The organism is Parasphingorhabdus sp. (assembly GCF_059726685.1).
Window position 1 is genome coordinate 2,384,155 of record NZ_AP041068.1, and the last position, 25,525, is coordinate 2,409,679.

25 protein-coding genes and 2 tRNA genes are annotated in these 25,525 nt (G+C 52.3%); 18 read left to right on the plus strand and 9 right to left on the minus strand.

Features of this window, described 5'->3' with window-relative positions:
* The first annotated feature begins 1 nt into the window (after position 1).
* The 5 genes from AC6I9Z_RS11815 (at position 2) to AC6I9Z_RS11835 (ending at position 3,576) form a co-directional block, all read left to right on the plus strand.
* A complete protein-coding gene (locus tag AC6I9Z_RS11815; protein WP_461456023.1) occupies positions 2 to 313 on the plus strand; it encodes a P-II family nitrogen regulator in 312 nt (103 codons plus the stop codon).
* On the plus strand, positions 313 to 939 hold the full coding sequence (locus AC6I9Z_RS11820; protein ID WP_461456024.1) for a carbonic anhydrase: 627 nt from the start codon (positions 313 to 315) through the stop codon (positions 937 to 939). Before AC6I9Z_RS11815 ends, AC6I9Z_RS11820 begins: the two co-directional genes overlap by 1 nt.
* An 8-nt stretch (positions 940 to 947) precedes the next feature.
* Positions 948 to 1,562, plus strand: coding sequence for a pyridoxamine 5'-phosphate oxidase family protein (locus tag AC6I9Z_RS11825; protein ID WP_461456025.1), 615 nt, complete (start codon positions 948 to 950; stop codon positions 1,560 to 1,562).
* A gap of 57 nt (positions 1,563 to 1,619) precedes the next feature.
* Positions 1,620 to 2,315, plus strand: a complete 696-nt coding sequence (locus AC6I9Z_RS11830) for an NYN domain-containing protein (protein WP_461456026.1) — start codon at positions 1,620 to 1,622, stop codon at positions 2,313 to 2,315.
* 145 nt (positions 2,316 to 2,460) lie between these two features.
* The gene (locus tag AC6I9Z_RS11835) at positions 2,461 to 3,576 is read left to right on the plus strand and encodes an FG-GAP repeat domain-containing protein (RefSeq protein WP_461456027.1); all 1,116 of its coding nucleotides are present in this window, start codon (positions 2,461 to 2,463) and stop codon (positions 3,574 to 3,576) included.
* 62 nt (positions 3,577 to 3,638) lie between these two features.
* Here AC6I9Z_RS11835 and ettA read toward each other — a convergent pair whose 3' ends face one another.
* Positions 3,639 to 5,318, minus strand: a complete 1,680-nt coding sequence (ettA, locus tag AC6I9Z_RS11840; protein ID WP_109356934.1) for an energy-dependent translational throttle protein EttA — start codon at positions 5,316 to 5,318, stop codon at positions 3,639 to 3,641.
* Between the two features lie 114 nt (positions 5,319 to 5,432).
* On the opposite strand from ettA, the gene AC6I9Z_RS11845 reads away from it, so the two are divergent.
* From AC6I9Z_RS11845 to AC6I9Z_RS11855, 3 genes are all read left to right on the plus strand, one after another.
* Positions 5,433 to 6,821 carry a M28 family peptidase gene (locus AC6I9Z_RS11845; protein ID WP_461456028.1) on the plus strand — a complete coding sequence of 463 codons (1,389 nt, stop codon included), beginning with the start codon at positions 5,433 to 5,435 and terminating at the stop codon, positions 6,819 to 6,821.
* Between the two features lie 2 nt (positions 6,822 to 6,823).
* Positions 6,824 to 7,075: a hypothetical protein gene (locus AC6I9Z_RS11850; protein WP_461456029.1), complete on the plus strand. Its 252-nt coding sequence runs from the start codon at positions 6,824 to 6,826 to the stop codon at positions 7,073 to 7,075.
* 163 nt (positions 7,076 to 7,238) lie between these two features.
* A complete protein-coding gene (locus tag AC6I9Z_RS11855) occupies positions 7,239 to 7,535 on the plus strand; it encodes a hypothetical protein (RefSeq protein ID WP_109356931.1) in 297 nt (98 codons plus the stop codon).
* A gap of 183 nt (positions 7,536 to 7,718) precedes the next feature.
* Here the strand turns inward: AC6I9Z_RS11855 and AC6I9Z_RS11860 are convergent.
* The 4 genes from AC6I9Z_RS11860 to AC6I9Z_RS11875 form a co-directional block, all read right to left on the minus strand.
* Positions 7,719 to 7,795 (minus strand) — tRNA-Pro (locus tag AC6I9Z_RS11860).
* Positions 7,796 to 7,900: 105 nt separating this feature from the next.
* Positions 7,901 to 7,977, minus strand: a tRNA-Ile gene (locus tag AC6I9Z_RS11865).
* A 128-nt stretch (positions 7,978 to 8,105) separates the two neighbouring features.
* Complete coding sequence (locus AC6I9Z_RS11870; protein ID WP_461456030.1) at positions 8,106 to 9,122, minus strand: polysaccharide deacetylase family protein; 1,017 nt, start codon at positions 9,120 to 9,122, stop codon at positions 8,106 to 8,108.
* Positions 9,123 to 9,158: 36 nt separating this feature from the next.
* Complete coding sequence (locus tag AC6I9Z_RS11875) at positions 9,159 to 10,838, minus strand: sensor histidine kinase (protein ID WP_461456031.1); 1,680 nt, start codon at positions 10,836 to 10,838, stop codon at positions 9,159 to 9,161.
* Between the two features lie 178 nt (positions 10,839 to 11,016).
* Between AC6I9Z_RS11875 and AC6I9Z_RS11880 the strand changes: the two genes are divergently transcribed.
* Complete coding sequence (locus tag AC6I9Z_RS11880; protein ID WP_109356929.1) at positions 11,017 to 11,490, plus strand: Lrp/AsnC family transcriptional regulator; 474 nt, start codon at positions 11,017 to 11,019, stop codon at positions 11,488 to 11,490.
* A 58-nt stretch (positions 11,491 to 11,548) separates the two neighbouring features.
* Here AC6I9Z_RS11880 and AC6I9Z_RS11885 read toward each other — a convergent pair whose 3' ends face one another.
* Positions 11,549 to 12,850, minus strand: a complete 1,302-nt coding sequence (locus AC6I9Z_RS11885) for a tetratricopeptide repeat protein (protein WP_461456032.1) — start codon at positions 12,848 to 12,850, stop codon at positions 11,549 to 11,551.
* Between the two features lie 216 nt (positions 12,851 to 13,066).
* Here AC6I9Z_RS11885 and AC6I9Z_RS11890 point away from each other — a divergent pair, with 216 nt between their 5' ends.
* The 5 genes from AC6I9Z_RS11890 (at position 13,067) to AC6I9Z_RS11910 (ending at position 18,793) form a co-directional block, all read left to right on the plus strand.
* Positions 13,067 to 13,825: a YaaA family protein gene (locus tag AC6I9Z_RS11890; protein ID WP_461456033.1), complete on the plus strand. Its 759-nt coding sequence runs from the start codon at positions 13,067 to 13,069 to the stop codon at positions 13,823 to 13,825.
* Complete coding sequence (locus AC6I9Z_RS11895) at positions 13,822 to 14,526, plus strand: SDR family NAD(P)-dependent oxidoreductase (RefSeq protein ID WP_461456034.1); 705 nt, start codon at positions 13,822 to 13,824, stop codon at positions 14,524 to 14,526. Before AC6I9Z_RS11890 ends, AC6I9Z_RS11895 begins: the two co-directional genes overlap by 4 nt.
* 106 nt (positions 14,527 to 14,632) lie before the next feature.
* A complete protein-coding gene (gene gyrA, locus AC6I9Z_RS11900; protein WP_461456035.1) occupies positions 14,633 to 17,383 on the plus strand; it encodes a DNA gyrase subunit A in 2,751 nt (916 codons plus the stop codon).
* Entirely contained in the window at positions 17,380 to 17,916 is a 537-nt protein-coding gene (locus AC6I9Z_RS11905) for a GNAT family N-acetyltransferase (protein ID WP_461456036.1), read from the plus strand. The genes gyrA and AC6I9Z_RS11905 overlap by 4 nt, the downstream gene beginning before the upstream one ends.
* A 37-nt stretch (positions 17,917 to 17,953) precedes the next feature.
* A complete protein-coding gene (locus AC6I9Z_RS11910) occupies positions 17,954 to 18,793 on the plus strand; it encodes a TauD/TfdA dioxygenase family protein (protein ID WP_461456037.1) in 840 nt (279 codons plus the stop codon).
* A 2-nt stretch (positions 18,794 to 18,795) separates the two neighbouring features.
* On the opposite strand, the gene AC6I9Z_RS11915 is transcribed toward AC6I9Z_RS11910, so the two are convergent.
* Positions 18,796 to 19,461 carry a lysoplasmalogenase gene (locus tag AC6I9Z_RS11915; RefSeq protein WP_461456038.1) on the minus strand — a complete coding sequence of 222 codons (666 nt, stop codon included), beginning with the start codon at positions 19,459 to 19,461 and terminating at the stop codon, positions 18,796 to 18,798.
* A 72-nt stretch (positions 19,462 to 19,533) separates the two neighbouring features.
* Here AC6I9Z_RS11915 and trmFO point away from each other — a divergent pair, with 72 nt between their 5' ends.
* Entirely contained in the window at positions 19,534 to 20,883 is a 1,350-nt protein-coding gene (gene trmFO, locus AC6I9Z_RS11920) for a methylenetetrahydrofolate--tRNA-(uracil(54)-C(5))-methyltransferase (FADH(2)-oxidizing) TrmFO (RefSeq protein ID WP_461456039.1), read from the plus strand.
* On the opposite strand, the gene AC6I9Z_RS11925 is transcribed toward trmFO, so the two are convergent.
* Together AC6I9Z_RS11925 and AC6I9Z_RS11930 are read right to left on the minus strand one after the other, a co-directional pair.
* Complete coding sequence (locus AC6I9Z_RS11925; protein WP_461456040.1) at positions 20,880 to 21,347, minus strand: EF-hand domain-containing protein; 468 nt, start codon at positions 21,345 to 21,347, stop codon at positions 20,880 to 20,882. The genes trmFO and AC6I9Z_RS11925 overlap by 4 nt on opposite strands.
* A gap of 35 nt (positions 21,348 to 21,382) precedes the next feature.
* Positions 21,383 to 22,054, minus strand: coding sequence for a squalene/phytoene synthase family protein (locus AC6I9Z_RS11930; protein WP_461456041.1), 672 nt, complete (start codon positions 22,052 to 22,054; stop codon positions 21,383 to 21,385).
* A gap of 154 nt (positions 22,055 to 22,208) precedes the next feature.
* On the opposite strand from AC6I9Z_RS11930, the gene AC6I9Z_RS11935 reads away from it, so the two are divergent.
* From AC6I9Z_RS11935 to AC6I9Z_RS11945, 3 genes are read left to right on the plus strand one after another with little or no spacing between them, the layout of a single operon-like run.
* On the plus strand, positions 22,209 to 24,218 hold the full coding sequence (locus tag AC6I9Z_RS11935; RefSeq protein ID WP_461456042.1) for a TadE/TadG family type IV pilus assembly protein: 2,010 nt from the start codon (positions 22,209 to 22,211) through the stop codon (positions 24,216 to 24,218).
* Positions 24,218 to 24,811 (plus strand): TadE/TadG family type IV pilus assembly protein, encoded by a 594-nt coding sequence (locus tag AC6I9Z_RS11940; RefSeq protein WP_461456043.1) that lies wholly within the window; start codon positions 24,218 to 24,220, stop codon positions 24,809 to 24,811. Before AC6I9Z_RS11935 ends, AC6I9Z_RS11940 begins: the two co-directional genes overlap by 1 nt.
* A 40-nt stretch (positions 24,812 to 24,851) precedes the next feature.
* Complete coding sequence (locus AC6I9Z_RS11945) at positions 24,852 to 25,523, plus strand: TadE/TadG family type IV pilus assembly protein (RefSeq protein WP_461456044.1); 672 nt, start codon at positions 24,852 to 24,854, stop codon at positions 25,521 to 25,523.
* The last annotated feature ends 2 nt before the right edge of the window (positions 25,524 to 25,525 follow it).

The window sequence follows — 25,525 nt, forward strand, 5'->3', positions numbered from 1 at the left end:
CATGGTCGCTACAGTGCAACGAAAACGGATCGAGATACTGGTGGATAACCCGCTCATCCCGAAAATCATCAACTATGTGAAACAGGTTGATATTTCGGGCTGGAGCGTGATCAAAATTGCTTCTGGCGGCGGCCGGGATGGTCGCTGGCAACAGGACGAGGTTAGCGGGGCGGCTGCCAAATCGCTGGTGCTGATGATAGCCAATGAAGAAAAAGCTGGGCAGTTGGCTGATGTTCTTGCACCGTTGCTGGACAGCCATGGGCTGTTGCTGACTATCGCAAATGTGGAGGTCGTTCGGGGGGAACGTTTTTAATGCCAGAATTTCATGCGCTACTGGAGGGGTATAAACGCTTTCGCGAAGATGCCTATCCAAAGCAACGCGCTCGTTATGATGCACTATCCAAAGAAGGTCAGGCGCCGCCGGTCATGGTCATTTCCTGCTGTGACAGCCGGGTGGATCCTGCGACTATTTTTGATACCGGACCGGGACAGATGTTCGCGCTGCGCAATGTCGCCAATCTGGTTCCACCCTATGACGATAGCGGTGGAATGCACGGAGCATCCGCGGCCATAGAATTTGGCGTTACCGGATTGAACGTAAAGCATATCGTGGTGCTTGGTCATGGCCAGTGCGGAGGTATCAGCGCCGCGTTAAAGGGCGGAGAACTGGGCGAACCCGGTCACACGTTCATTGATGAATGGATGTCCATCATCACCGATGCCCGCAACGAAGTCGTATCCGCTGCCCCGCCTGATCCGCAAAGGGAACTAGAGCTTGAAGCGATCAAGATCAGTCTGAAAAACCTGCGCAGTTTTCCCTTCATTGCCAGGCGTGAAAAGCAAGGCGAGTTGAAGCTGCACGGGGCCTGGTACGCTATTGGAGAGGCGACGCTCTTTACTCTTGATGAAGCTACCGGACTGTTTGAAGCGGTGGAATAAGGGAGCAAATGAACCAGCCTTTTCTGGACGATATAGCGCTCTCTCTGGAAGAAGCCTGGCGCCTGCTGATCGATGGATCGCAAAACCGCAAATCACCTTTGCATACTCCTGCTGTTGCGACAGTCAGGGAGGACGGTCAACCAAGCCAGCGGATCATGGTGTTGCGGGAAGCGGTTCGTGAAGATCGCATGCTGCGATTCAATACCGATCATCGCGCCTCCAAGGTCGCTGATATTGGTAACAAAGGCATGGTTTCCATCCTCGGCTATCACCCCGAAGCAAAGGTACAATTGCGCCTCTCCGGCCGGGGACATATCGAACAAGACAGCCCTGCCTGTGAATCGGCCTGGAATGACGCGACACTCTATGGCAAGCGCTGTTATCTTGCGGATCCTGCGCCAGGCAGCGCAGTAAACTTGCCAACGTCAGGCCTTGATCCAGACATTGAAGGCCGAAAACCCGAAGGCTTTGAAGTGGCCCCTGCCCGCGAAAATTTCGCGATTTTGCTGGTAGAAATTGACCGCATCGAGTGGCTCTATCTGGCCCATACCGGTCACCGGCGCGCGATGTTCGACTGGGATCCTGAAAATAATAGCTGGAACGGTCAATGGCTTGTTCCTTAATGGCTTCAAAAGCTTTTTTCCTTGAAGGCGTGTCCTGCCGAGTTCATCAAGCTCGCCATGACAAAATCACATAATGACAATATCGCCCTGCTAATAGACGCCGACAATGCCAGTCATGCTGGGATCGATCCGGTACTGACCGCACTGGCCGAACTCGGCACTGTCAATATCCGCCGCGCCTATGGCAATTGGCGCAAACAGTCGCTCAAGGGCTGGGTCGATATCCTGCATAAATATGGCATCGAACCGCAGCAGCAATTTGACATGACCAAGGGCAAGAACGCGACCGACATGAAAATGACGATCGACGCGATGGACCTGCTGTTCCGCGGTAAAATTGGCGGATTCGGTATCATGAGCAGCGACAGCGACTTCATGCCGCTAGCCATGCGCATCCGCCAGGAAGGCATTGATGTCTATGGCTTCGGCAGCAGCAAGACGCCCGAGGCGTTCAAGCAGGCCTGCAGCCGGTTCATAGATGTCGATGCCCTGATCAAGGCGGACAAAGCCGACGAACATGTAACCGCCGATGACGAACTGCTCAAACTGCTGATCGATGCCTATCAGGCCAGCAAACGCGATGCAGAAGGCTATGCGAGTTTGAGCGAAGTCGGCAAGATAGCCGGAAACCGTTCTAGCTTTGATGTCCGCAACTACGGATTTTCACGTCTGTCCGACATGTTTGAAGAGGTTCCGAACTTTCAGACCAAACGGGATGATAATGGGCAATTATTTGTGAAGCGGTTGCGATAAACCCTAGTCGCGGCTTTGGGCGCAGAAGCGGGCATTGGACAATAAAGGTTCAACCCAATCAAAATCCCACTCTGATTGACACTGTACTATGGTGACGATACACCTCTGTCGGAGGAGAACGACGATATCCTATTTCAAATTCCTAATGATTACTGCTGCCACGACCACCTTTGTCGGAACAGGATCGCTTGTTGCTCAGGAAGCCGTTTCCGAATTTCGTCAACATCCCTTCCTTGAATTTGACATCGAAGGGAATCGGACGGCGGATGTTTCACTAGCCGATGTCGATAGCGACGGCGATCTGGATGCGATTGTTGCAAACGGGCGTCACTGGGCCCAGCAAGATTTTGTTTATCTAAATATTGGAAATGGCAAACTGCTTGAAGCCTTACCGTTGGGACGTCAAAAATCAGCCAGCTACACTGTACAAACAGGCGATTTGGATGGTGACGGCGATCTGGATGCAGTGGTGACAAGAGACATGCTACCAACGCTATCCTTCGCCAATGATGGATATGGTCGTTACAGTTTGGTAGGCGAAGTGCCGCAAAGTGCTGGACCTGCTCGATCTGCAGCCCTTATCGATGCAGATGGCGACGGTGGCTTGGATCTGGCGGTGGTAACGCGTCGAGCACCCGACCGGCTCTATAGGGGTGATGGAAAAGGCGGTTTTTACGAAGGAACTGACCTGCCCGACAAAGGTTATGGATCGACAGGTATTGCTAGTGGGGACCTAGACTCTGATGGAGACGTTGATTTGGTCATCGCTCGCCGAGATGGCGCTGCGAGTGTGATAATGCAGAATGACGGTAAAGGCACTTTTCATTCGATCTTGCTAACCGGCAGCGAAGGAGATCACCGTAAAGTGGCACTCGCTGATATGAATGGCGATGGTAAGCTCGATATTGTTCTGGTCTCTACCGACAAGCTGCACTTAATTTATCAACAAGATAGCAATAGCAAATTTCAGAAACCACGCTCGTTCGGAGAAAAAGGTGAGGCTGTTCAAGCACTTGCCGCAGGCGACATTGACCAAGATGGCGACATAGATTTGGTGGCGGGCGCAGATGGCCCAAACATATTTTATGTTAATGACGGTACTGGGCAATTCGCGCGGCAAATCATACCCAGCGAAGCCGACACATATGGTGTTGCGCTGGGTGATATGAACGGAGATGGCCTTCTGGATATAGTGTTTGCCAATTCCGGAGCTGCAAACGAAGTAGTGCTCTCGCGAAAACCATCGCAATCTAAACCTTAGGGGCTGATCCTAATGTCCGCTTTCCGAATTTGGCGGACAAAACCAACCAATGTCAGCAACTATCACCGCGTCAATTTCTTGTAAGCCACCCGTGTCGGCCGATCCGCCGCATCGCCCAGTCTCCGGCGCTTATCTTCCTCATAGCTTTCAAAATTGCCTTCAAACCATTCGACATGGCTGTCACCTTCAAAAGCAAGGATATGGGTCGCCAGACGGTCGAGGAAGAAGCGATCATGCGAGATGACCACGGCGCAGCCGGCATAGCTTTCCAGCGCGTCTTCAAGTGCACGTAGCGTTTCGACGTCAAGATCGTTGGTCGGCTCATCCAGCAATAGCACGTTGCCGCCTTCCTTGAGCATCTTGGCAAGATGGACGCGATTGCGTTCACCGCCGGAAAGCTGACCGACTTTCTTTTGCTGATCAGTGCCTTTGAAATTAAACGCACCGACATAGGCGCGTGTCTGCACTTCATTCTTGCCAAACTGGAAATAATCCAGCCCGTCAGATACTTCTTCCCAGATATTCTTGCTCGCATCGAGATGATCGCGGCTTTGGTCAACATAGCCAAGCTTGACCGTATCTCCCAGTTCGATGGAACCGCCATCGGGTTCTTCCTGTCCCGTAATCATTTTGAAAAGTGTGGTTTTACCCGCACCGTTAGGACCGATAATACCGACAATACCACCCGGTGGCAGTGTAAAGCTCAAATCTTCAAACAGAAGCTTGTCGCCAAAGGCTTTGCTCAGATTTTTCGCTTCAATCACTTTGCTGCCCAAACGCTCCGGCGTCTGGATGAGTATCTGCGCCTTGCCAACTGTGCGACTTTCCTGCGCTTCGACCAGATCATCAAAGGCCTTAATACGCGCCTTGGACTTTGTCTGACGTGCTTTCGGAGATTGACGCATCCATTGCAGTTCATGTTCAATAGCTTTTTGGCGACTTTTATCTTCACGCTCTTCCTGCGCCATACGCTTGGCTTTCGCGTCGAGCCAGTTGGAATAATTCCCTTCAAACGGGATGCCTTTACCGCGATCAATTTCGAGGACCCAACCCACGACATTATCAAGGAAATAGCGGTCATGGGTGACGAGAATGACATTGCCGGCATAATCGATGAGGTGCTTCTCCAGCCACGCGACACTTTCCGCATCAAGATGGTTGGTTGGCTCATCGAGCATCAATATGTCGGGCTTGTCGAGCAGCAGGCGGCACAGAGCCACACGGCGCTTCTCACCGCCCGACAGGTCGGTCACAGGGCTGTCACCGGGCGGGCAACGCAACGCTTCCATCGCTATTTCCAATTGGTTGTCGAGCGTCCAGCCATCCACAGCATCAATTTTTTCCTGCAGCGTGCCCATTTCTTCCATCAGCGCATCAAAGTCCGCATCTTCCGGCGGGTCACCCATGATGGTCGAAATTTCGTTGAAGCGATCCACCAGATCAGCCACCGGACGTACGCCGTCCATGACATTTTCCTTCACGGTCTTGCTGTCGTCCAGCTCGGGTTCCTGAGCCAGATAACCGACGCGAATCCCCTCGCCTGCCCACGCTTCACCCTGAAACTCGGTATCCTGACCGGCCATGATTTTCATCAATGTTGATTTACCGGCGCCGTTCTTACCAATGATGGCGATTTTAGTACCAGGCAAAAACTGCAGGTGAATATTATCCAGTACTGGCTTTGCGGCACCGGGGAAGGTCTTGGTCAGACCTTTCATGACATAGCTATATTGGACGGCCATCTGGCGGTATCCTTTAATTTCGATGTGGTTAGATTTGCGCACCGCCTAGCGAAATGAACCGCAACTCGCAAGAGAGCATTGGCAAACGGCAAAAGGCAAGTTAGGCAGTGGATCATGATAAAAACCACCTCATTGTTCACCCCTCTTGGAACCGCGGCAACGGCGCTCCTCTTTTCCACTGCAGCTTTGGCGGATTCGCATGATCCGGCGGACATTCAGGGCAAGGCGCTGAAGGATAGCCTTGCCTATGAAATAACTGAAGGCCTCACCACTGAAGTGGGCCCGCGTCAGGCCGGAACCGAGGCAGAAGCGCGGGCACGCGACTGGTCGGTAAAAAAGCTGAAAGCACTGGGCTTTCAGAATGTACGCAATGAACCCTTCATGATGCCTACTTGGGTGCGTGGTACGGAAACGGCCGAAGTGACGGCCCCCTACCCTCAAAAATTTCACGTCACCGCACTGGGCAATAGCGCGAGCACGGGCGAGAATGGCATCGAAGCCGAAGTGGCTTATTTTGACTCCCTCGCCGCGATGCAGGCCGCGCCAGATGGCAGCCTTGCCGGTAAAATTGCTTTTGTGACGCATGATATGCATCGCACACAGGATGGTTCCAGCTATGGCACCTATGGGCCAGTGCGCTGGATCGGTCCCAGTATTGCCTCGCAAAAAGGCGCTTTGGCCTATGTGATAAAATCTATCGGCACCGATTATCATCGCAATCCGCACACGGGTAATATGAATTTTCGGGAAGGTGTGAAGCCTATACCGGCAGGCGCGCTATCGCTGCCGGATGCCGATAATCTGGAGAGGATGATCAAACTCGGCAAGCCTGTTACCATGAAACTCCTGATGACACCGCAAAATATCGGACAACAGGAATCCGGCAATGTCATCGCGGAAGTGCCAGGCCGCGATCCTTCCAAGGGCATGATTCTGGTAGCATGTCACCTCGACAGCTGGGATCTTTCGACCGGCGCTTTTGACGATGCCGCCGGCTGCGGTATCGTGACCGCTGCCGCCAAGCACATTATGAATCACGGCAAACCGCTGCGCACGATCCGAATCTTGTGGGCCGGAGCGGAAGAAGTCGGCCTGTGGGGCGGAAAAGCCTATGCCAAGGCGCATACTGGCAGTAAACATGCTATCGCAATGGAGTCAGATTTCGGTGCTGACAATATATGGCGCGTAGAGTTCAATCTCCCGGACGCCGCAGAAGAGTTGGAAAAGAAAATCGCACAAGCGCTCCTGCCACTGGGTATCGGTGCACTTGGCCCTCCGGCCACTGGCGGTGCGGACATACGTGACATAATCGCCAGCAACAATCTTGCTGTGATTGATCTTCAGCAAAATGGCACACGCTATTTCGATCTGCATCACACGCCTGATGATACGCTGGACAAGATTGACCCGGAACAACTGCGTCAAAATGTCGCGGCCTGGAGCACCGTGCTGTCAATCATCGCCAATAGCGATGTCGATTTCACCATGCCACCCAAAGAATAGTGATGCGTAGACTGCCGCTCCTGGTTGCAATTTCCATCCTAACGGCTTGTTCAGAAGCGCCGCTTGAGGATCAGAGCGAAGAGGCCGTTACGGAAATTGAAAGGCAGATCGAAGGCGACGCCAAATCGCTGGAAGAGGCGGCAGATGAAGCCGTCAGAGTCCTGGAAGCGGAAATTGAGGAAGAATTGACAGCGGACGGATTTGCACGTCCCGTTCCAACAACACCGCGCGTTTCCGACGATCAAGAACAGTAACGAAGCATCTCTCTATCGGACCGTTAATGGTTAAAATCCGGTCGACCATATTAACTATATCCCGATAGCCGACTTTAGCTCGCATTCCGTATCTCCTGAATATCGGTCAAAGTGCCGGTACCAATCGCATGCCCCGAAATTTGCGATGATTGGAGAACAGGATATGATTTACGGCGATTCACTGCACATTGATGCACAGGTCAGACAGAGCAATTCGGGCAATATGCCCTGCGTGGTCAAAACCATATCGGACACCATCATAAAGATCGAATGCGCTGCACAGCTCAATCCCGATATCGCATTGACCCTCAAAATACCGAGCATGAACATATTGACCGCCAACCTTCTGTGGAAGAAGGATGAAGAATATGGCTGCCAAATCGATTATACATTTCACCCTGCAGTCATCAAAAGCATGATGGAACGGCTCGATCGCAAACGGGCAACTGCTCTGGTTTAATTTTATTCTCGACCAGCCAAGTGCTGTCTTAGCTTATAACCAACGACACCAACGCGTTCCGGATTGTGCATCGGGAGCGATAACTGTTTTAAATGGTCGTTACTGTAAAGTCAGGTCACCCTTCGCTTACGCTCGGGATTTTTTCGGTCGCCAATTCCCGGATCGGTTTTTGATCCGAAAAAATGGTCGGGGAGACAGGATTCGAACCTGCGACCCCCTGGTCCCAAACCAGGTGCGCTACCAGCCTGCGCCACTCCCCGACGCGCGCTTCCCCTAGCGATGATTCAGGGAAAAGCAAAGAGTTTTTACGTCTATTTCAAACCTAGCGTAAAAAGGACGACCTGTCGCCCCGTTTTACAAGAGGTTGGTGGGCCCGGAGGGACTCGAACCCCCGACCTAGCCGTTATGAGCGGCCAGCTCTAACCAACTGAGCTACAGGCCCCAGAACAACCTCATTTCCATAAATTCGGTTCTTCAAGGATCGCTCCGATAGCGGAAGCGCGGGCGATTTGGCAAGCAGCTAAACGAAATAATTGCGGGAGCCGGATTTGTCAGCTCACCAGGCAGAAACTATTTGTCCTTCAAACCGGCGACGGCCATCAACTGATCGAGACTTATTGGTGATGCACCGCGTTCCAGCAAATGGTCGATCACCTCACGCCACCAATCGTAAAATCGGTCCAGATCCTGATCTGTTTTCACATAAGGCGTGTGCCCTGCCGAAAGCGACGGTGAATGAAAGGAGAATACCAGCAATTTCAAATTATCATCAAAGGCAATATCAATAGCTTCTTTGGCTTCCCGTGCTGAAACGCCTTCTGGCGTTAGCGGAATGCGCTCCAGTACCTTGGACTTGGAGAACAGCGCACCAGCCATTTTTGAACGGTTAAACAAAGCTGACAAAAAATCGCCCTGCTTTCTCAGAAGTCCTGAAAAAACCGTGGTCAATGGCAGTTCCAGCAGGCCTTTTTCATGATCAAGCCAGAAGGGATCAGGGCCGATATGCGAGAAATCCGGCCCCGACTGATCCCGATAATCAAACCGCGATCGCACGCTGCTATCAATCAGGAAACCATGTTTTGCGAGAATTTCGATGCTATTGGGTCCCACACCATAGCGCCCTGCCCGATAGATTATTGGTCGCTTTCCTGTCCGGTCCTCTATCCCGTCACTCAGGGCGACAATTTTCGCCTCTTCCAACTCTTTCGGAAGATTGCCGGCATAGCTATTGTATGGACTGGTTTCCTCTTCAAAAGGTGGATTGATCCAAGGGTGCAGGTGGACACCAACGGATGCATTATTTGACGCCGATACAGATTTCAGAAACGCCGCAGCCTCATCATTCTCTATGATTGAATAATCGACGAAATATATGGGTTTTATATCATATTTCTCAACGAAGGATTGAAAGCGTTGGAGCTTTCCAACGGATAGAGTCGTGTGACCAGTTCGTTTAAATGGGCCGTCCCAGTCAAATTCTTCTTCAGTATCTACGCTGATCAGAAAACGGCGGCCAAAATCTGCCGGAAGATGCAAATGTCTGTTCTTTTCAAGGCTGCCAGAGCCCTGTTGTGCATTTGAAAACATCACGGCCCCTCTTTTAGATCGCACTGCCTTATTCGACTATTCGAATTCCGTTTCCTTAACACCAATTTCGCTAGTCGTGGCGGCTGGCAGGGTCAAGGCTATCCTCTCATCCGATATGGTGAGCGTACCGTTGGCCGACTTTGCCAGATTGCGCACCAGGCGGAGCGAAAATCCCAATCCCAAAAGCGGAGTATCGCTGCCATCACCCTCTATGCCGTGGGAAGGATCGAGTAATTGTTCTTCCGATACACCCTGAATACGGGAAGGGCGAGAGAGGCTAAAATAGTTGACCGGCTGTGAACCTATCCGAGTCCGCAAATCCGCTCGTAATTCTTCACCATTCTCACAGGCGATAATTGCTGCGGATAGCAATCGGGCAAAGATCCGTTCCACGGATTCACTTTCCAGAGCAAAGGGGCGGACCGGTTCGGCCTTGGTCATGTGCAGATCGACCGATTTACTCTCGGTCAAACTTTGCAGACGCTGGGCGAGACGCTCCATAAGCCATTCAGGTTCGGTTAGACCGGACTGGCTTTCCATCTGACCCGCATCGATTTTCGCCGCGATGTCCAGATCTTCAAAGCCGGTCAGCAGTCTCTGCGCTTCATCCATGATACTGCGTGACAATGTACGATATTCAAAAGACGCGGGGCCGAACAGCTGCTGTTCGATGATTTCGCTAAAGCCAATAATCGCATTAAGCGGCGTACGTAGTTCATGAATAAGTTGCTGCAATTGTTCGCGCCGCTCTACATCAAGACTGTTCTGACGGGCATCTTCGGCGGCATTCGGGCGCCTCATGACACCGCGATACCCTTTGAAGCGACCGGTTTCGTCACCAAAATACGGAATGGCTGACATCCGCCAGTCCCCTGCTACAATCGGTGCACCGCATAATCGCATCCGTGCATTTTCCAGCGGCATTCTCTGGCGAAAGGCCGCTGCGCCATATGCATCAGGACCAGGTCCATCATCGAAGGTAGGTTCTGCAATTGTTACTCCCACGATAGCGCCTTTGGGTGGCCCCTCTGCCCAAATGATCGTACCGCTATCGTCGGTTTCAAAGTTAATCCCGTCTATAACGTCAACAAAATAGCTACGATGCTCTGCATCGGTCATGGAAGATTGGGCTACTTTTGCTTCACGATTACGCTGATAGTCTTCTATTCTTGCAACCAATGTGCTGATTTGGGATGCATCATCCGGCTTTTTTTCGGGCTCTCCATTATCTTGAGCATCCACGTCTTCGATCATGTCATCATTTGCCGATATCAGAGGCGCCGAATTGTCTGCTCCTCCCCACGCATCGAGATTCAAGACATCTCTTGTAAGCGGACCCAAATCCGAACGGGCCCGCAAGCTATTGTTTCCCCGGGGCGACAACTGAGGAATTACATCAACCCATTCCTCATCCTGAAGATCTGCCGCAGTTATCGCCGCATCGCATACAGCATCATTGTCGGCACAAAGATAAACCAGCAATGGTGCGGACCTTAAACGGCCGTTTAGTGCCTGTACCGCCGCAATTCGGTCAGTTTCATCAACGCGCTCATGCAAATCACGCAGCCGCGTGAGACCAGACTGCACATCATCATTGACCAGGCGTCCGGGTTTTTGCGCCATCAGGTCGGCGACCTGACGCCATTGCAGCGCGGCAGCATTACCCTCAGGCAGAGAGCCTTTGAGCACTGTTTTCAGACGATCATCGTAACGCAATGGCAATTCCGGAGTGAAGGGTTTAGATGGGCTTGTTAACAAGTTGATAACCCCAACATCCAGATATCGTAACCCCCGAATATGTCGCGTCACAATGTGGGACAAGTGGGCAGCTGTTGCTTGGTGCACTAATTATATTATAAGAAGATATTGATTCGCGAACGGAAATTGCAGAGATATGCCCGACATAAATTTGGACGAAATTGACTTACAGATTCTGGAACGGCTGCAGAATGAAGGGCGTGTTACCAATGTCGAATTGGCCAACAGCGTCGGACTAACTGCTCCCCCCTGTCTGCGGCGAATGCGCGCGTTGGAAGACAGTGGGATCATCACAGCATATCATGCAGCGATTGATCCGGCAAAAATGGGCTTTACGATCACTGTCTTTGCCATGGTCAGCCTGAAAAGCCAGGCAGAATCAGATTTGAAGGCGTTTGAAGAGCATATCGAACAGCTTCCCGAAGTCCGCGAATGTTACATGCTGAACGGCGAGATCGATTTCATGCTCAAAGTTGTGGCAAAGGACCTTCAGGAATTTCAGGACTTCCTGACCAGCAAATTGACCTCCGCACCCAATGTGGCCAGCGTGAAAACGTCTCTGACCATCAGATCCGCGAAAAACCTGCCGGGCGTCCCGATCGGAGAGTAAAAGCAGCAGAAAAAAAGGGCGCCAAAAGCGCCCTTTTTCTTGATGAAGATTATACTGCTTAACTAGCACTCGGCTCCACAGGAGCAGGTGCGGCACTGGCTGTACCCGCCGCTTGCTGATCAATCCACAAAGACCAGAAATTGGCAATATCTTTGCGGGTGCCGGTGACGCCTGAAAATGCCTGCTTGGCGCCATCCCAGTTTTGCTGCCCAACGTGGGAAATACCAAGACCCACTTGAGCTCGTGCGGAATCTACACCGCCTTTGCTAATAGCCGACTGATAAAGCGAAGCGGCTTTGGCATAGTCTCCGTACCCCAGCAGGGCATCGGCGGTCGCCAGAGCGATTTTGCCATTGGCAGACTTGGCTGCATCACGTTCGGAAGCACCGAGACTGGCTTTGTCAGCAGCAACTGAGCTGCGCGCAGCGGCCAAAGTCTCTTTCACGTAAGAACTGGAAGAGGAAACGTCCCCTTTGGCCAACCCTTCTTCCAGAAGAGAAACAACTTCACCTGGCAACCTGCGTGGATCAGCAGCATCGGCATATTCAAAATAATCCCGTTCGCTCTCCATTGCATCAGCTTTGCGCATCAGCCGCATAAGCTCCAAATTTTCTTGGTTCGAGAGTTTTGGATTGGCCGAATCACGATAGACTGACAAGGCGGCACGCCAATTTTCGCCTGTCGGGTAAGCTTCAACAAGCTTGTATGTCCACTTACCGGCAGCACCATTTGTATTATTCTTCATCGCAATACCGGCACCGCGGCGATACCAGTCTTCAGATGCTTTGCCGCCTTTAGCCTTCTCCATTTCAATGGCGCGGTCCAACGCAGCAAGCCCTTCTGGGAACTTGTTTTGTTTAAAATTAGCTTCAGCTATCAACGCTCCGACATTGTTGTTGGTATAACCGGCGTCAACGGCCTGTTGGAGCGTTTGCGCGGCTTCAGCATAGCGCCCCGCCCCATAAGCGAAATTGCCAGAGAAGAACAGGAAGGAAGGCTGTTGTTCCGCCGGGGTCTTCCCACTGGCCAATGAGGCATTAATGCCTTTTTCCTGCAAGCCGGTATCCTTCAAAGTCGAACCCAGTTGAATGGCTAGCTGCCCGGCAATAAACTGGTCATCGCCTGCAAGAGGTTGAGCTAGCAAAGCTTCTATTAGTGGTTTAGCCGTTGCAGGTGCTTCACTTGCCATAGCTTGCTGAATCTCAGCGACCTGGGGGCGGATTTCCTTACTGATTTCAAGCTTGGGCGCCTTGCCCTTTTTCTTTTTCTGCGCGTGCGCCTCCTGCGGCACAGCAGAAATGGCTAATGTTCCAGCAGCAGCCAGAGCAACGGCCATAGAAAAATGAGATAGAAAACGCATAAAATTCCTCCGAATAAAAACTTTGTGTCACCGAACCCGTATCGGATTTTCGAATATGGTTGCACCATAAACTGTCTTGGCTTTATTACCAAGTTTCACATGCTTTTATAGAGTGAATCCGCTGAATAGTTGTTGAACGGAGATACTTGTAACCGCCTCTGTGCACCGACAAAATGTATAAGGGTGTAAATTCCCCAACTATGAGGTTAGTTAAACGTGATTGCCATTATCTCACCTGCCAAGTCGCTCGATTTTGAAAGCGAACTCCCTCCTTATCAACCAACTGAAGTACGTTTTCCGGATGAGACAGCACGATTGGCCGGAGCGATCTCAAACCTGTCGAAAAAGAAACTGAAATCGATCATGCCCGTTTCGGACAACCTGATCGATCTGAATCATGGGCGCTATAGTCGTTTCTTCGATCAACCCGAACGTCCAGCGATCTATGCCTATAGCGGCGATGTTTATACCGGTTTTGAGGCCCAGAGCCTAAGCAAAGAAGGGTTGCACTTTGCTCAAAGCCATCTGCGAATCCTTTCGGGTCTGTATGGCTTGCTCCGTCCCCTTGATTCGATCAGGGCTCATCGCCTTGAAATGGGAACGAAATGGGCACCGCGATACAAAAAATTGACCGACTTCTGGAAAGACAAAATCGCGAAAGAGCTTGCCGGAGATTTGGACGGATCAGAAGAGCGCGTAATTGTAAATCTGGCCAGCAATGAATATTGGGCAGCAGTCAAACCGCATACGAACAAACTGAACGCCCGGATTGTCGAAGTCGATTTTCGCAAAGACGGGCCGGATGGACCGAAGTTTATCAGTTTTGAAGCCAAACGAGCCAGAGGCATGATGGCGCGGTATATCTGTGAGCACCATCTGCAGGATACTGAAGCGCTTAAGGGCTTCGACAGCGATGGATACCAATTTGATGCCAAAAACAGCACCAAGGACAGTCTGCGCTTCGTGCGCTCATGAACAGCAAAGCTGCGGTTGTAGTGGGAACCTCGGGCGGCATCGGGCGCGCCATGGCCGATGCGCTGGAACAGGAAGATGAATTTGATCGGATAGTTCGGTTTTCGCGTGGAACGGATAGCCCGGTAAAGCTTGATTTGACATCCGAAGATTCGATCCAATCGGCGGCTGACTGGCTGCAGGAACAGGATATCAAACCGCATCTGATATTTGTCGCAACTGGGCTGCTTCATAATAAGGAAAACGGGCCCGAAAAAAGCATGCGGGAGCTGAATACCGAATGGGCGCTGGAGAATTACCAGATCAATGCCATTGGCCCGGCCCTGATTGCCAAACATTTCCTGCCGTTAATGCCAAAAGACAAGATCACGAAATTTGCAGCCATATCCGCCCGCGTTGGGAGTATTTCTGATAACCGGTTAGGCGGATGGTATGGATATCGGGCTGCAAAGGCGGCATTGAATATGATCATCCGTAATCTTTCGATCGAATGGGCACGCAAAAACAAGCGCAGCATCATTGTTGCTTTGCACCCCGGTACTGTTGATACCGGCCTCAGCAAGCCATATCAGAGCAATGTTCCACCCGGCAAACTGTTTGACCCCGAACGCGCAGCCGTGCAGCTTCTGGACGTTCTCGACGGCCTGAAACCGGTCGATAGCGGCAAGATTTTCGCGTGGGACGGGGAAGAAATCAAACCCTGAATCGAGCGGCCAGTTTTTCGTGTAAATTCGACCCGAAAAGCTGGCTTTTAGAAGCTGCTTCCCCTAGAAGAATCGACAGAAAAAATCCTATGAAAAAGGCCCGTTTGTGAACGAACAAACCACAGCACCAGAACCATCTGATATTGAACCAATTGATATCGTCGATGAAATGAAATCGAGCTACATGGACTATGCCATGTCGGTCATCGTCAGCCGCGCATTGCCCGATGTTCGCGATGGCCTGAAACCCGTCCACCGGCGGATTTTATTCTCTTCTCAGGAAGGCGGCTTCATCGCCGGACGCCCCTATCGCAAATGTGCCAAAATCGTCGGTGACGTGATGGGGAACTATCACCCCCATGGCGACAGTGCCATTTACATGGCTCTGGCCCGAATGACGCAGGACTGGTCAATGCGGGTGCCGCTAATCGACGGTCAGGGCAATTTTGGCTCCATGGATCCGGATATGCCTGCGTCCATGCGCTATACCGAAGCGCGGCTCAACAAGGTTTCAAACAGCCTTCTCAACGATCTCGACAAGGATACGGTCGATTTCATCGACAATTATGACGGCAGTCGGCAGGAACCATCGGTTTTGCCCGCACGCTTCCCCAACCTGCTCGTTAACGGGGCGGGCGGTATCGCTGTCGGCATGGCAACCAACATACCGCCGCATAATCTTGGCGAAGTCATCAACGGTTGCCTTGCCTATATGGATAATTCGGCGATTACAGTCGATGAACTCATCGATATCATTCCCGGTCCCGACTTTCCGACAGCGCCCCTGATATTGGGGCAATCCGGCGCGAAATCGGCTTATAAGGAAGGGCGCGGCTCGATCATGATGCGCGCGCGCCACGAGATTGAGGAAGGTCGCGGCGACAAGCGTTCAATTGTTTTGACATCCATTCCCTTTCAGGTCGGCAAGTCGGCACTGGTGGAAAAGATTGCCGAAGCAGCCAAAGACAAGCGCATTGAAGGCGTTTCCGACATTCGCGACGAATCAAGCCGTGCCGGTGTGCGGGTGGTCATCGACCTTAAGCGAGACGCGACCGCTGATGTCGTGCTGAACCAGATCTGGCGTTTCACCCCTGCCCAATCCAGCTTTCCAGCCAATATGCTGGCCATTCGCGGCGGGCGTCCGGAAGTGCTCAATCTGCGCGATATTATCGAGGCATTTGTCAAGTTCCGCGAAGAAGTCATTACCCGGCGGACAAAATTTGAATTGAACAAGGCGCGTGAGCGGGCTCATGTCTTGCTCGGTCTGGTTGTGGCCGTCACGAATATGGACGAAGTGGTCCGGATTATCCGTGGATCATCGACGCCAGCGGAAGCGCGCGAATCCTTGCTGGCCCGCGAATGGCCGATCGCTGAAATCGCCGGCTATATCAAGCTGGTTGAAGCCATAGAAACCGAGGTAGAAGGCGATATCTACAAGCTTTCCGCCGTTCAGGTGAAAGCCATATTGGATCTGCGCCTGCAGAAACTGACGGCTCTTGGCCGTGAAGAAATTGGCGATGAGTTAAAAGAGCTTGCCGCCGCTATTGAAGAATATCTCTCAATACTGGCTGATCGTGTAAAGCTTTATGCCGTGATGCGCGAAGAGCTGGAGGCGGTGCGCGATGAATTTGCGACACCGCGTATCAGCGAAATCACCGCTGCCTGGGATGGTCTGGAAGACGAAGACCTGATGGAACGCGCCGAAATGGTCGTTACGGTGACCCATGGCGGTTATATCAAGCGAACACCGCTCGATACTTTCCGCGCACAGCGACGCGGCGGTAAAGGCCGTGCCGGGATGGCTACCAAGGATGAGGACGCGATTACTGAATTGTTCGTTACGTCCACCCATACGCCGGTGCTGTTCTTCTCCACCCATGGCAAGGTTTACCGCCTGAAGGTTTGGAAACTGCCAGAAGGCGGGCCTCAGACCAAGGGGCGGCCGATGGTCAACCTGTTACCATTGGCGGATGGTGAAACAATTTCGACCGTCTTGCCACTGCCGGAAGATGAAGCGGAATGGGGCAAACTGCATGTCATGTTTGCGACTGCCAAGGGCGGCGTAAGACGTAACAGCATGGACAGTTTCACAAACGTTCCATCCAACGGCAAATTTGCGATGAAATTTGATGAGGATAGCGATGATCACCTGATCGGAGTGGAATTACTAACGGACAATGACGACGTGCTGCTGGCAACCAAAAATGGCAAGGCCATCCGCTTTGCCGGCGATGCTGTTCGCTCTTTCCAGAGCCGTACATCCACGGGGGTCCGGGGGATTGCACTGAAGGGCGATGATGAGGTTATCTCCCTATCGGTATTACGCGGATTTGAGGCAACGACGGAGGAACGCGATGCTTATCTGAAAGCCGCGCCGTGGAAAGAGAATGAAAACACTTCAGAACTGCCTCCTGAACGTCTCGCAGAATTTTCGGAAACCGAGGATTTCATCCTTACTGTATGCGCCAACGGCTATGGCAAGCGCTCAAGCGCCTTTGAATATCGCCAGTCCGGTCGCGGTGGTCAGGGCATCCTGAACATCGACAATATCAAGCGTAACGGTACCGTTGTCGCGAGCTTTGAGGCTAAAAATGAAGAGCAGATCATGCTCGTCACCGATCAGGCTAAGCTTATCCGTATGAAAGTCGCGGATATGCGGGTTATTGGCCGCAATAGCTCTGGCGTGAAGCTGTTTGACGTCTCACCGGGTGAAACAGTCGTTGGCGCGGCCAAGATCGATGAAGAAGATGAGCCAGAGAATGAAGCCGAAGAGCTGGTTGCCGAGGAATTGGACGAAGCGGATGGTTCCACAGAATCCGGCGCAGAAACCGAAACCGGCGATGATCCCGAAACATGACCGCCAGCGCACCGAGCTTTCTGGTTAAAGACGGTGCGCTGAGCTGGCCTGAAATATCGGATATGCGGCAACGTATTTATCCGCCGGAAAAGTTGATCCACACGCCGATGCACGGCATCGAATGGGCGCACGCGCAACGACGGGTGCTACTTTATGTGCAGGACGAGGTCAGAGCTGTCGCAGGCATCCACGAGCGCGAAGTCCTTTGTGATGGCGAGAAAACAAGAGTTGCCGGAATTGGCGGCGTCATGGCCGAACCCGAGTTTCAGGGCCAGGGTTATGGAAAACAGGTGATGCTTCATCTCATGGAACTTTTGAAAACCGAAGCCAGTTGCGCATTCGGTCTTCTATTCTGCGAAGATCACAATGTCGCCTTCTACGACAAACTGGGATGGGCGCTGTTCAAAGGCGATATGGTGGTTGAACAACACGGTATAACCGGCCCATTTGCCTTCAGGAACACGATGGTCTTACCCATAAACGGGCCAGCGAAGATGGACGGTCATGTCGATTTATGCGGATTGCCGTGGTAGGCTCTTTGGCGGTCGGTAGATTTGAGGAGAGGGTTATATGTCGATTGTGGTCACACCATCAGGTCAAGCTTGCGGCGCTGTTGTCACCGGACTGAACCTTTCCGCCCCGTTAAATGACGAACAGGTGGCAGAAATCCGCGCTGCCTGGTTGAAATATCACGTGTTATCTTTCCCGGAACAAAAAATGTCCGACGATGATCTGGAACGTTTCACTCTTTATTTTGGTGGATTTGGACATGACCCGTTTTTCGATCCGATTAAAGGCCGGGAGCATATAGCCGCCATAAGACGCAATGCCGATGAGACATCGCCGCTTTTTGCCGAAAACTGGCATAGTGACTGGAGTTTTCAGGAAAACCCGCCCGCCGGCACTTGCCTGCTCGCGGTCGAAATTCCACCTGTTGGCGGCGATACCCTGTTCGCTGACCAGCATGCCGCACTTGATGCCATGCCCCAGGAGATGCGGGCAAAGCTGGAAAGCAAGACGGCTATCCACAGCGCCCAGATGGCCTATGCACCTGACGGCGCCTATGGCGAAAAAGATGAGGGGCGCAGCATGGCGATCCGCCCTGACGAATCAGCACGAGAGACACAGGTTCACCCGTTGATCCGTAAACATCCCGAAACCGGGCAGCTCGGCCTGTTCAGCTGCATGGGCTATATTATCGGCTTTGAAGGCATGACGCAGCAAGAAGCCCTGCCCTTGCTGACGGAACTATATGCATGGCAGAGCCGCGAGGATTTTATATATCGCCATAAATGGGAACCTGATATGCTGATCATGTGGGACAATCGATCGGTATTGCACTGCGCAACGGGCGGCTATGAAGGCCATGACCGGCTGCTGCACCGGACAACAATTGCCGCCAGTGCCTGATTTTAGGGGTTCGGGATCGCCATCTCTTTGCGCAACGTCCGCACCACACCGGTTACAATCAAAAATTGTCCAACATAGTATAGCGGCCAGATCGTCCAGCCCGGAATGGCAGAATTCTGAAGAAAACCCATTTGCGCAAAAATAAACAGATCAGAGACAATGAATAGCAACGCGCCAATCCCCACCCGATAGCGGGGAAAGCTGCTGGTCCAAGCCATCGCGGCCATGACCGACAGAAACAGGCTGTAAACCGCAAGCCCCAGCGCTTCTGAACGATCAAACGGCAGCGACCAAGCGATGAACATAGTGATGGGAACCAACAATAGTGCAAAGGCTTTCTGACTGAACGAGGTCTGGGGCCGCCGATGCCGCCAATAGAGCGCTATCGCTATGCAATGCCCAACAATGAAAGCCCCTGCCCCGGCCATAAGATCAAATTCGATCAGCATGTCACCTAGCGCACCGAAAGCCATGACGGCCGCGATCAACTTGCCTTCAAAATTATGCGCCCGCCGTAAGGCGTAAACGGCCAGAAACCCGACACCTGCCCCCTTCCAGAACATCAGATACATGCCCGGAATATTGCCATCTTTCACAAAGAAATAGCTGATACCGAACAGCAGGCTAAGCAGCAGATAGGGCCGGGACTCGATAATCGCGCGTTTCATACCGACGGCCTATCATGCTCGCTCCCTCTCTGCCAGATTGACTTTTGTAACTATCGGCAACACAGAGACGCCATGACAGATGTTCACATAATTGGCGGCGGACTCGCCGGATCAGAAGCAGCATGGCAATTGGCAGAAGCCGGCATAAAAGTTCGCCTTTCAGAAATGCGCGGAAGCGGCGACATGACGCCTGCGCATCAGACAGACGGACTTGCAGAACTGGTCTGTTCCAACAGCTTCCGCTCGGATGATGCTCAGAAAAACGCTGTGGGCTTGCTTCACGCTGAAATGCGGGATCTTGGATCCATCATCATGGGTGAAGGCGACAAGCACCGCTTGCCCGCAGGTTCTGCACTGGCCGTGGATCGTGATCATTTTTCCGACGGCGTCACCAAAGCACTGAGCGAGCATCCGAATATCGAGATTGTCCGCGAACGGATTGACCAGCTGCCCGACAGCGGCCTGACCGTCGTAGCAACCGGCCCGCTCACCGCCATGACACTGGCCGAAAGTATTGGCGCGGCGACCGGTGAAGACTCCCTGGCCTTTTTCGATGCCATTGCACCGATTGTTTACAAAGACAGCATCAATATGGATATCGCGTGGATGCAGTCGCGCTGGGACAAGGTCGGCCCCGAAGGAGACGGCAAGGATTACATCAATTGCCCAATGAACCGGGAGCAATATGAAGCCTTCATTCAAGGCCTGCTCGACGGCGAAAAGACAGATTTCAAGGAATGGGAGAAGAATACGCCCTATTTCGAAGGCTGTATGCCGATTGAAGTCATGGCGTCACGTGGTCCCGAAACCCTGCGTTTTGGCCCGATGAAACCGGTTGGTCTCACCAATGAACATACCGGCGAGAGCGCTTATGCGGTGGTACAGCTGCGGCAGGATAATGCGCTCGGCACACTCTGGAACATGGTTGGATTCCAGACGAAGCTAAAATATGGCGCGCAAGCCGAATTGCTGCGCACCATTCCCGGCCTTGAAAATGCCGAGTTTGCCCGCATGGGCGGGTTGCACCGGAACACGTTTATCAACGCGCCAAAATTGCTCGATAGAGAAATGCGTCTAAAGAAAGCGCCACATATTCGCTTTGCCGGTCAGATTACCGGTTGCGAAGGCTATGTCGAAAGCGCTGCAGTTGGCCTGATGGTCGGCCGCATGATCGCGGCAGAGGTCAAAGGCGAAGCATTTAGCTATCCACCGCAGACGACTGCTTTCGGTGCGTTGCTCTCCCACATCACCGGCGGCGCCGATGCCCGGGACTATCAGCCAATGAACGTCAATTTTGGACTATTTCCGCCTTTCGAGCAGCGCGTGAAAAAGAAGGAACGGAAAGAAGCCTACACCGCCCGCGCCCGAAAAGATTTTGTAGACTGGCAGCAATCATTTCAAAATGAGCCGGAGGCCGCCTAGCATTTGCATCGAGATGCCGTTCGCTTTGGCCGGGTGCTTCTAAACTCGGATCGGGTCAGTTGCCCGTTTTCATCCGCGTCTGCGCCAGCAAAACGATCACTGGTTGCAACTGCCCATTCTTCAAAGGTCAGCAGGTTGTTACCGTCCCTATCCAGCGCTTTGAAAGCTTTCGTGCGGCTGCTCATCAGTTCAAGCCGGGTTATAACCTCGTCACGATTACGATCATAACGGTTGAACCGCCGCTCCTCACGAGACGCTTTATAAGCTCTGGGCGGCGTTGGCGGCGGCGGCCCCGGTTCTAGCGCGGTTTCATCAGCCTCTGGCAAGCCTTCCGATTCCATCGGTTCGGGAGGGGGCGGCGCATCCGGAATCACCACTTCCTGACTGTTAGCGCCAATCCACAGGAATAGTCCCGCCGTCATCAACAACATCATACTTCCGGCACCAGCGACATATCTTTTCATGTGCTGGCCGCCCTTTCATGCTGTTCTTCTTGGTGTTAACAGCCGGTCACGCCATGCCAGATGATCTTACTAGCGATCGCCGGACGATAAAGATCGGCTGTTAACGATCCTTTTTTTACATCACTTTGCGTCAGTTTACAGAAAATTGAGAGTGGTCGACCGCTTCTGTCAAAACTCACCGGATCATCGCTACTATATAGTTGGATACATTTATTGAACGCCTGCCCTCGCATTTTTTCATCGGAACAATGGCGGGCAAAGTCCCAAAGGGCCCAAGCTTGTGCGGCTTTCCTTTGTTTCACGCTAAGCGGACTGGAACCGCCGCTGGCAAAAGAGAAAAGTCCTCCGCCCCGTTTCTCCGCATATTGATCGAACTGTCGATCGTCCCACGGAAAATCTTCGAGCAAATATTCCCACCCTTCCAAAAGATGCAGCAGTGGCGACAGATCAGCTCCCTTTTGCTCTGCCTGATTAATCAGTGCCACCAATGGCTCGCCGGTTGGGCGTTCAGTTACAGCCTTGGTTAAAATATCCCGCCACCAGGTTAACCGCATTTGTCCAATCAATATTTCCGACGTTGACCGGATAACGTCGGCAAATCTGGCGTCCAATGCAAAAACAAGGGCATAGCGTTCGCGATCAGGCTTCTTTGCATAGGCCAAAACCAGTCGCCGCAAAGGATCAAGTTGTAAAACCGCGTCATTCATGCAGGTGCCGTCCACAGTTTTCCAACGAAAATCAAGGTAAAGATTGCTTTAACCATAGCCCTTGGTCAGCCGCTAACCCTTTTCTCTCTATCAGACACGCTGAATTGAAATCCACCGGCGTGAATTAATGACGCATAGATCAGAGGCCAGGGGCATGGTTGACAAAAACGAGATGAAATCGCGAGTGTCATTTCTACAAAGGCTGCGCAAAGACGCCGCCGGTAATACATTGGCAATGGCGGCTGCGGCTCTTTTCCCTATTGCAGGTCTGGTCGGCGGCGGTGTCGACATCGGCCGTGCCTATATGGCGCAAGCGCGGCTCCAACAGGCATGTGACGCCGGCGTTCTTGCCGGGCGGCGTAACATGACCCAGGATACTTTGACGGCGGCCGATATAGCTGAGGCCAACAAGTTTTTCGATTTTAACTTTCCCGAGGGATCGTTTGGATCAACCGCTTTTGACGCAACAATCACGGACAGTGATGGAACCGAAGTATCAAAAAATACAATAGCCTTTACCGACGGTGCCGATGCCCGGGTTGTTAATGGCGAAGCGCGAACCACGATCCGAACCACGCTCATGCGCGTTTTTGGCTATGAGAACATGGTCATCGAAACAGATTGCAGCAGTCGCCTTGATGTCGGTAATGTTGACGTAATGATGGTACTCGACGTCACCGGTTCTATGGGTAACACAGTAACGGATGGCGGCACCAGGCTGGACGCGTTGAAAGTCGCAGTTGAGGATTTTTACGGAATATTGGGTCCCGGCGGCGGTGTTTCAAACGAACAGATCCGTTACGGCTTTGTACCCTATTCCAGCACCGTCAACGTCGGTGAAATCCTGTATGATGCTGATCCAACCTGGCTTACCGGGGGCACTGCAGGTGATCGGGCGACTTATCAAACCCGTAAAGCGACTTTCGAAGTCGAGGATAAAACGGATCCCAGATACAGCATTACAGAGAATGAGTTTGTTGAATCACTCGCCCAGCTTGACGGACCAGAATGCACGGATCGATATGCGGAAAACCTGAATGTCGAAACCTATTTCGTCCCCAATCCATCAGGCAATCCCCTGATCATATCAGAGTCGAGGACCGGCGACCTAAAAACGGTCGTTTCCGACGTTTTTGAATACAGATCATGGGATGGTAGTACCGATGCGCCGCCAGCCGGAGCGGTTGGCAGCGCCTTTTGGCGTCAGTGTGAACGCACCCGGACCAGAACCACAGAAGTCATTCCCGTGATCCAGGTTGACAAATGGCAGCCGGGGGCAGTCCGCATTACAGATTGGTCTTATGATGCAGAGACGCATGGTGTTTATGATTATGTGCGTTCTATCAAACCCGCCAATCCCGCAGCACAAAATCCGACGACCGACGGTGAAGACCTGGAGCGCTGGGACGGCTGCATCGTTGAACGCAAATCCAATACGTCCATAACCACGGCCACAACTGCCATCCCGACGGATGCGCTTGATCTGCAAATTGATCTGTTGCCAACGGATGCAGATTCCAGATGGGCTCCATTCTGGCGAGACTTAAAATATGATCGTGCAGATACAAATACAGCGACGTCAGGGTCAAAAATTTCTTTGAGCGGAGATTCTGCAGCCTGCCCGGCACCCGCCCGGAAACTGCAATCTTACGCGACCTATGATGATGGTTCGTCAAATGATCTGGAAAGCTATATCTCCGGATTGCAGGATGGTGGTTTCACCAACCATACCATCGGCATGATCTGGGGCGCTCGCTTGCTGTCAGAGGACGGATTGTTCAAGGCTGAGAATTCTACCGCACCAAATGGTTTCAGCATTGGCCGGCATGTTGTGTTCATGACCGACGGCAACATGGTAATCCGGCAGACCAATTATGGTGCCTATGGCTATCAAAAACTGGATAGCAGTATCGCGGCTGCAAATGCTGGCGATACAGAGTTGGCGGCGCGACAAGCCCACAGGTTCCAGTTAATGTGCGCTGCAGTCCGCGCAAAGGGTTGGACCGTCTGGGTCGTTCAATTTGGTTCTTCCACCGTGTCGGCGAACATGTTGGCCTGTGCCAGCAGTCCCGGTAACGCCGCTGCGGCAACCGACAGAGCAACCCTTCAGGCTGCTTTCTCGAACATTGCACAGAAAATCGGCGGATTGAGGTTGTCAAACTGATGAATATACAATCAAGACTTTCTCGCCTGAACCGCGACCAAGAGGGCGCAACACTCATGGAATTCGGCCTGATCGCTGGTCCCCTGATCGTGCTGCTGCTTGGAATCATGGAAATTGGTTATCAGGGCTATGTCGACACCTTGTCAAAATCCGTGATGCACAAGGTCGCGCGCCAGGCCTCGGTTGGCGGCAAAACCGAAGCCGACGTCAAAGCCGACGTCGTAAAGGGATTGGGCCCGCTTTTACTGAAAAATGCGACAGTCGATGTCAAAGTCCGTAGTTATTTCGAGTTTACCAATATCGGGAAACCGGAAAAACTGACGACCGATCTCAATGGTGACGGTAACCTCGACAGCGGAGATTGCTATCTTGATGGCAATGGTAACGGGGTGTTTGATGTGAACACCGGTAGAACCGGAACCGGTGGACCCGACGATATTGTGAACTACGAAATCACTATCGATTCACCCCGAATATTTCCGCTAGCCAGCATGTTTGGCGCTAGCAAAAGAATGACCAGCTACAACGCTACGGCCGTCCGGAATCAGCCTTATGGTTCCCAGGTCGCCGACCCAGAATTGTGTGAGCCGTGATATGAGCAATATTTTGAGAAAATTTAAGCCAAAGAAAATCATGCCTGACAACCGGGCAACCCGGTTTTTCGGTAAACTCCATCAGGACAAGAGCGGCCTGGCGCTGATCGAATTTGCATTCGTTGCGCCGTTCATGCTGACGATCGGCCTTACCGGAATGGAGACCGCCAATCTCGCTGTTGGACATTTGCAAGTCAGTCAGGTCGCCATGCTTGTCGCGGACAACGCCTCACGTGTCCGCAATACTATTGATGAGGCTGACATTCGGGAAATTTTCACTGGTGCCCATCTGACTGGCAGCAGCATCGACTTTTCGCCCAATGCCAGAATTATCCTGTCAAATCTGGAGCATAATGGCTTGGCTGGTGCGGATGAAGGACAATGGATCCGTTGGCAACGTTGCTACGGCGGCAATACAAGCTATTCATCCAGTTTCGGCGCTGAGGGCGATGGAGAAACCGATGCGTCTCTGGCTGCAGGTATAGGACCGACCGGCAAGAAAATCTCGGCGACGCCTGCGTCAGCTGTCAACTTTGTCGAGGTCATATACGACTACAAGCCTCTGATATCAGATCGCTTTTTTGGAAATATTGTCATCCGTTACGAAAGTGCTTTTGTGGCGCGTGAACGCAATGACCATGCGATGCGAAATGCCAGCAGTATTCCGAACGGGCAGAGATGGTTATGCAACCGTTACGACGTCATAACCTGAGT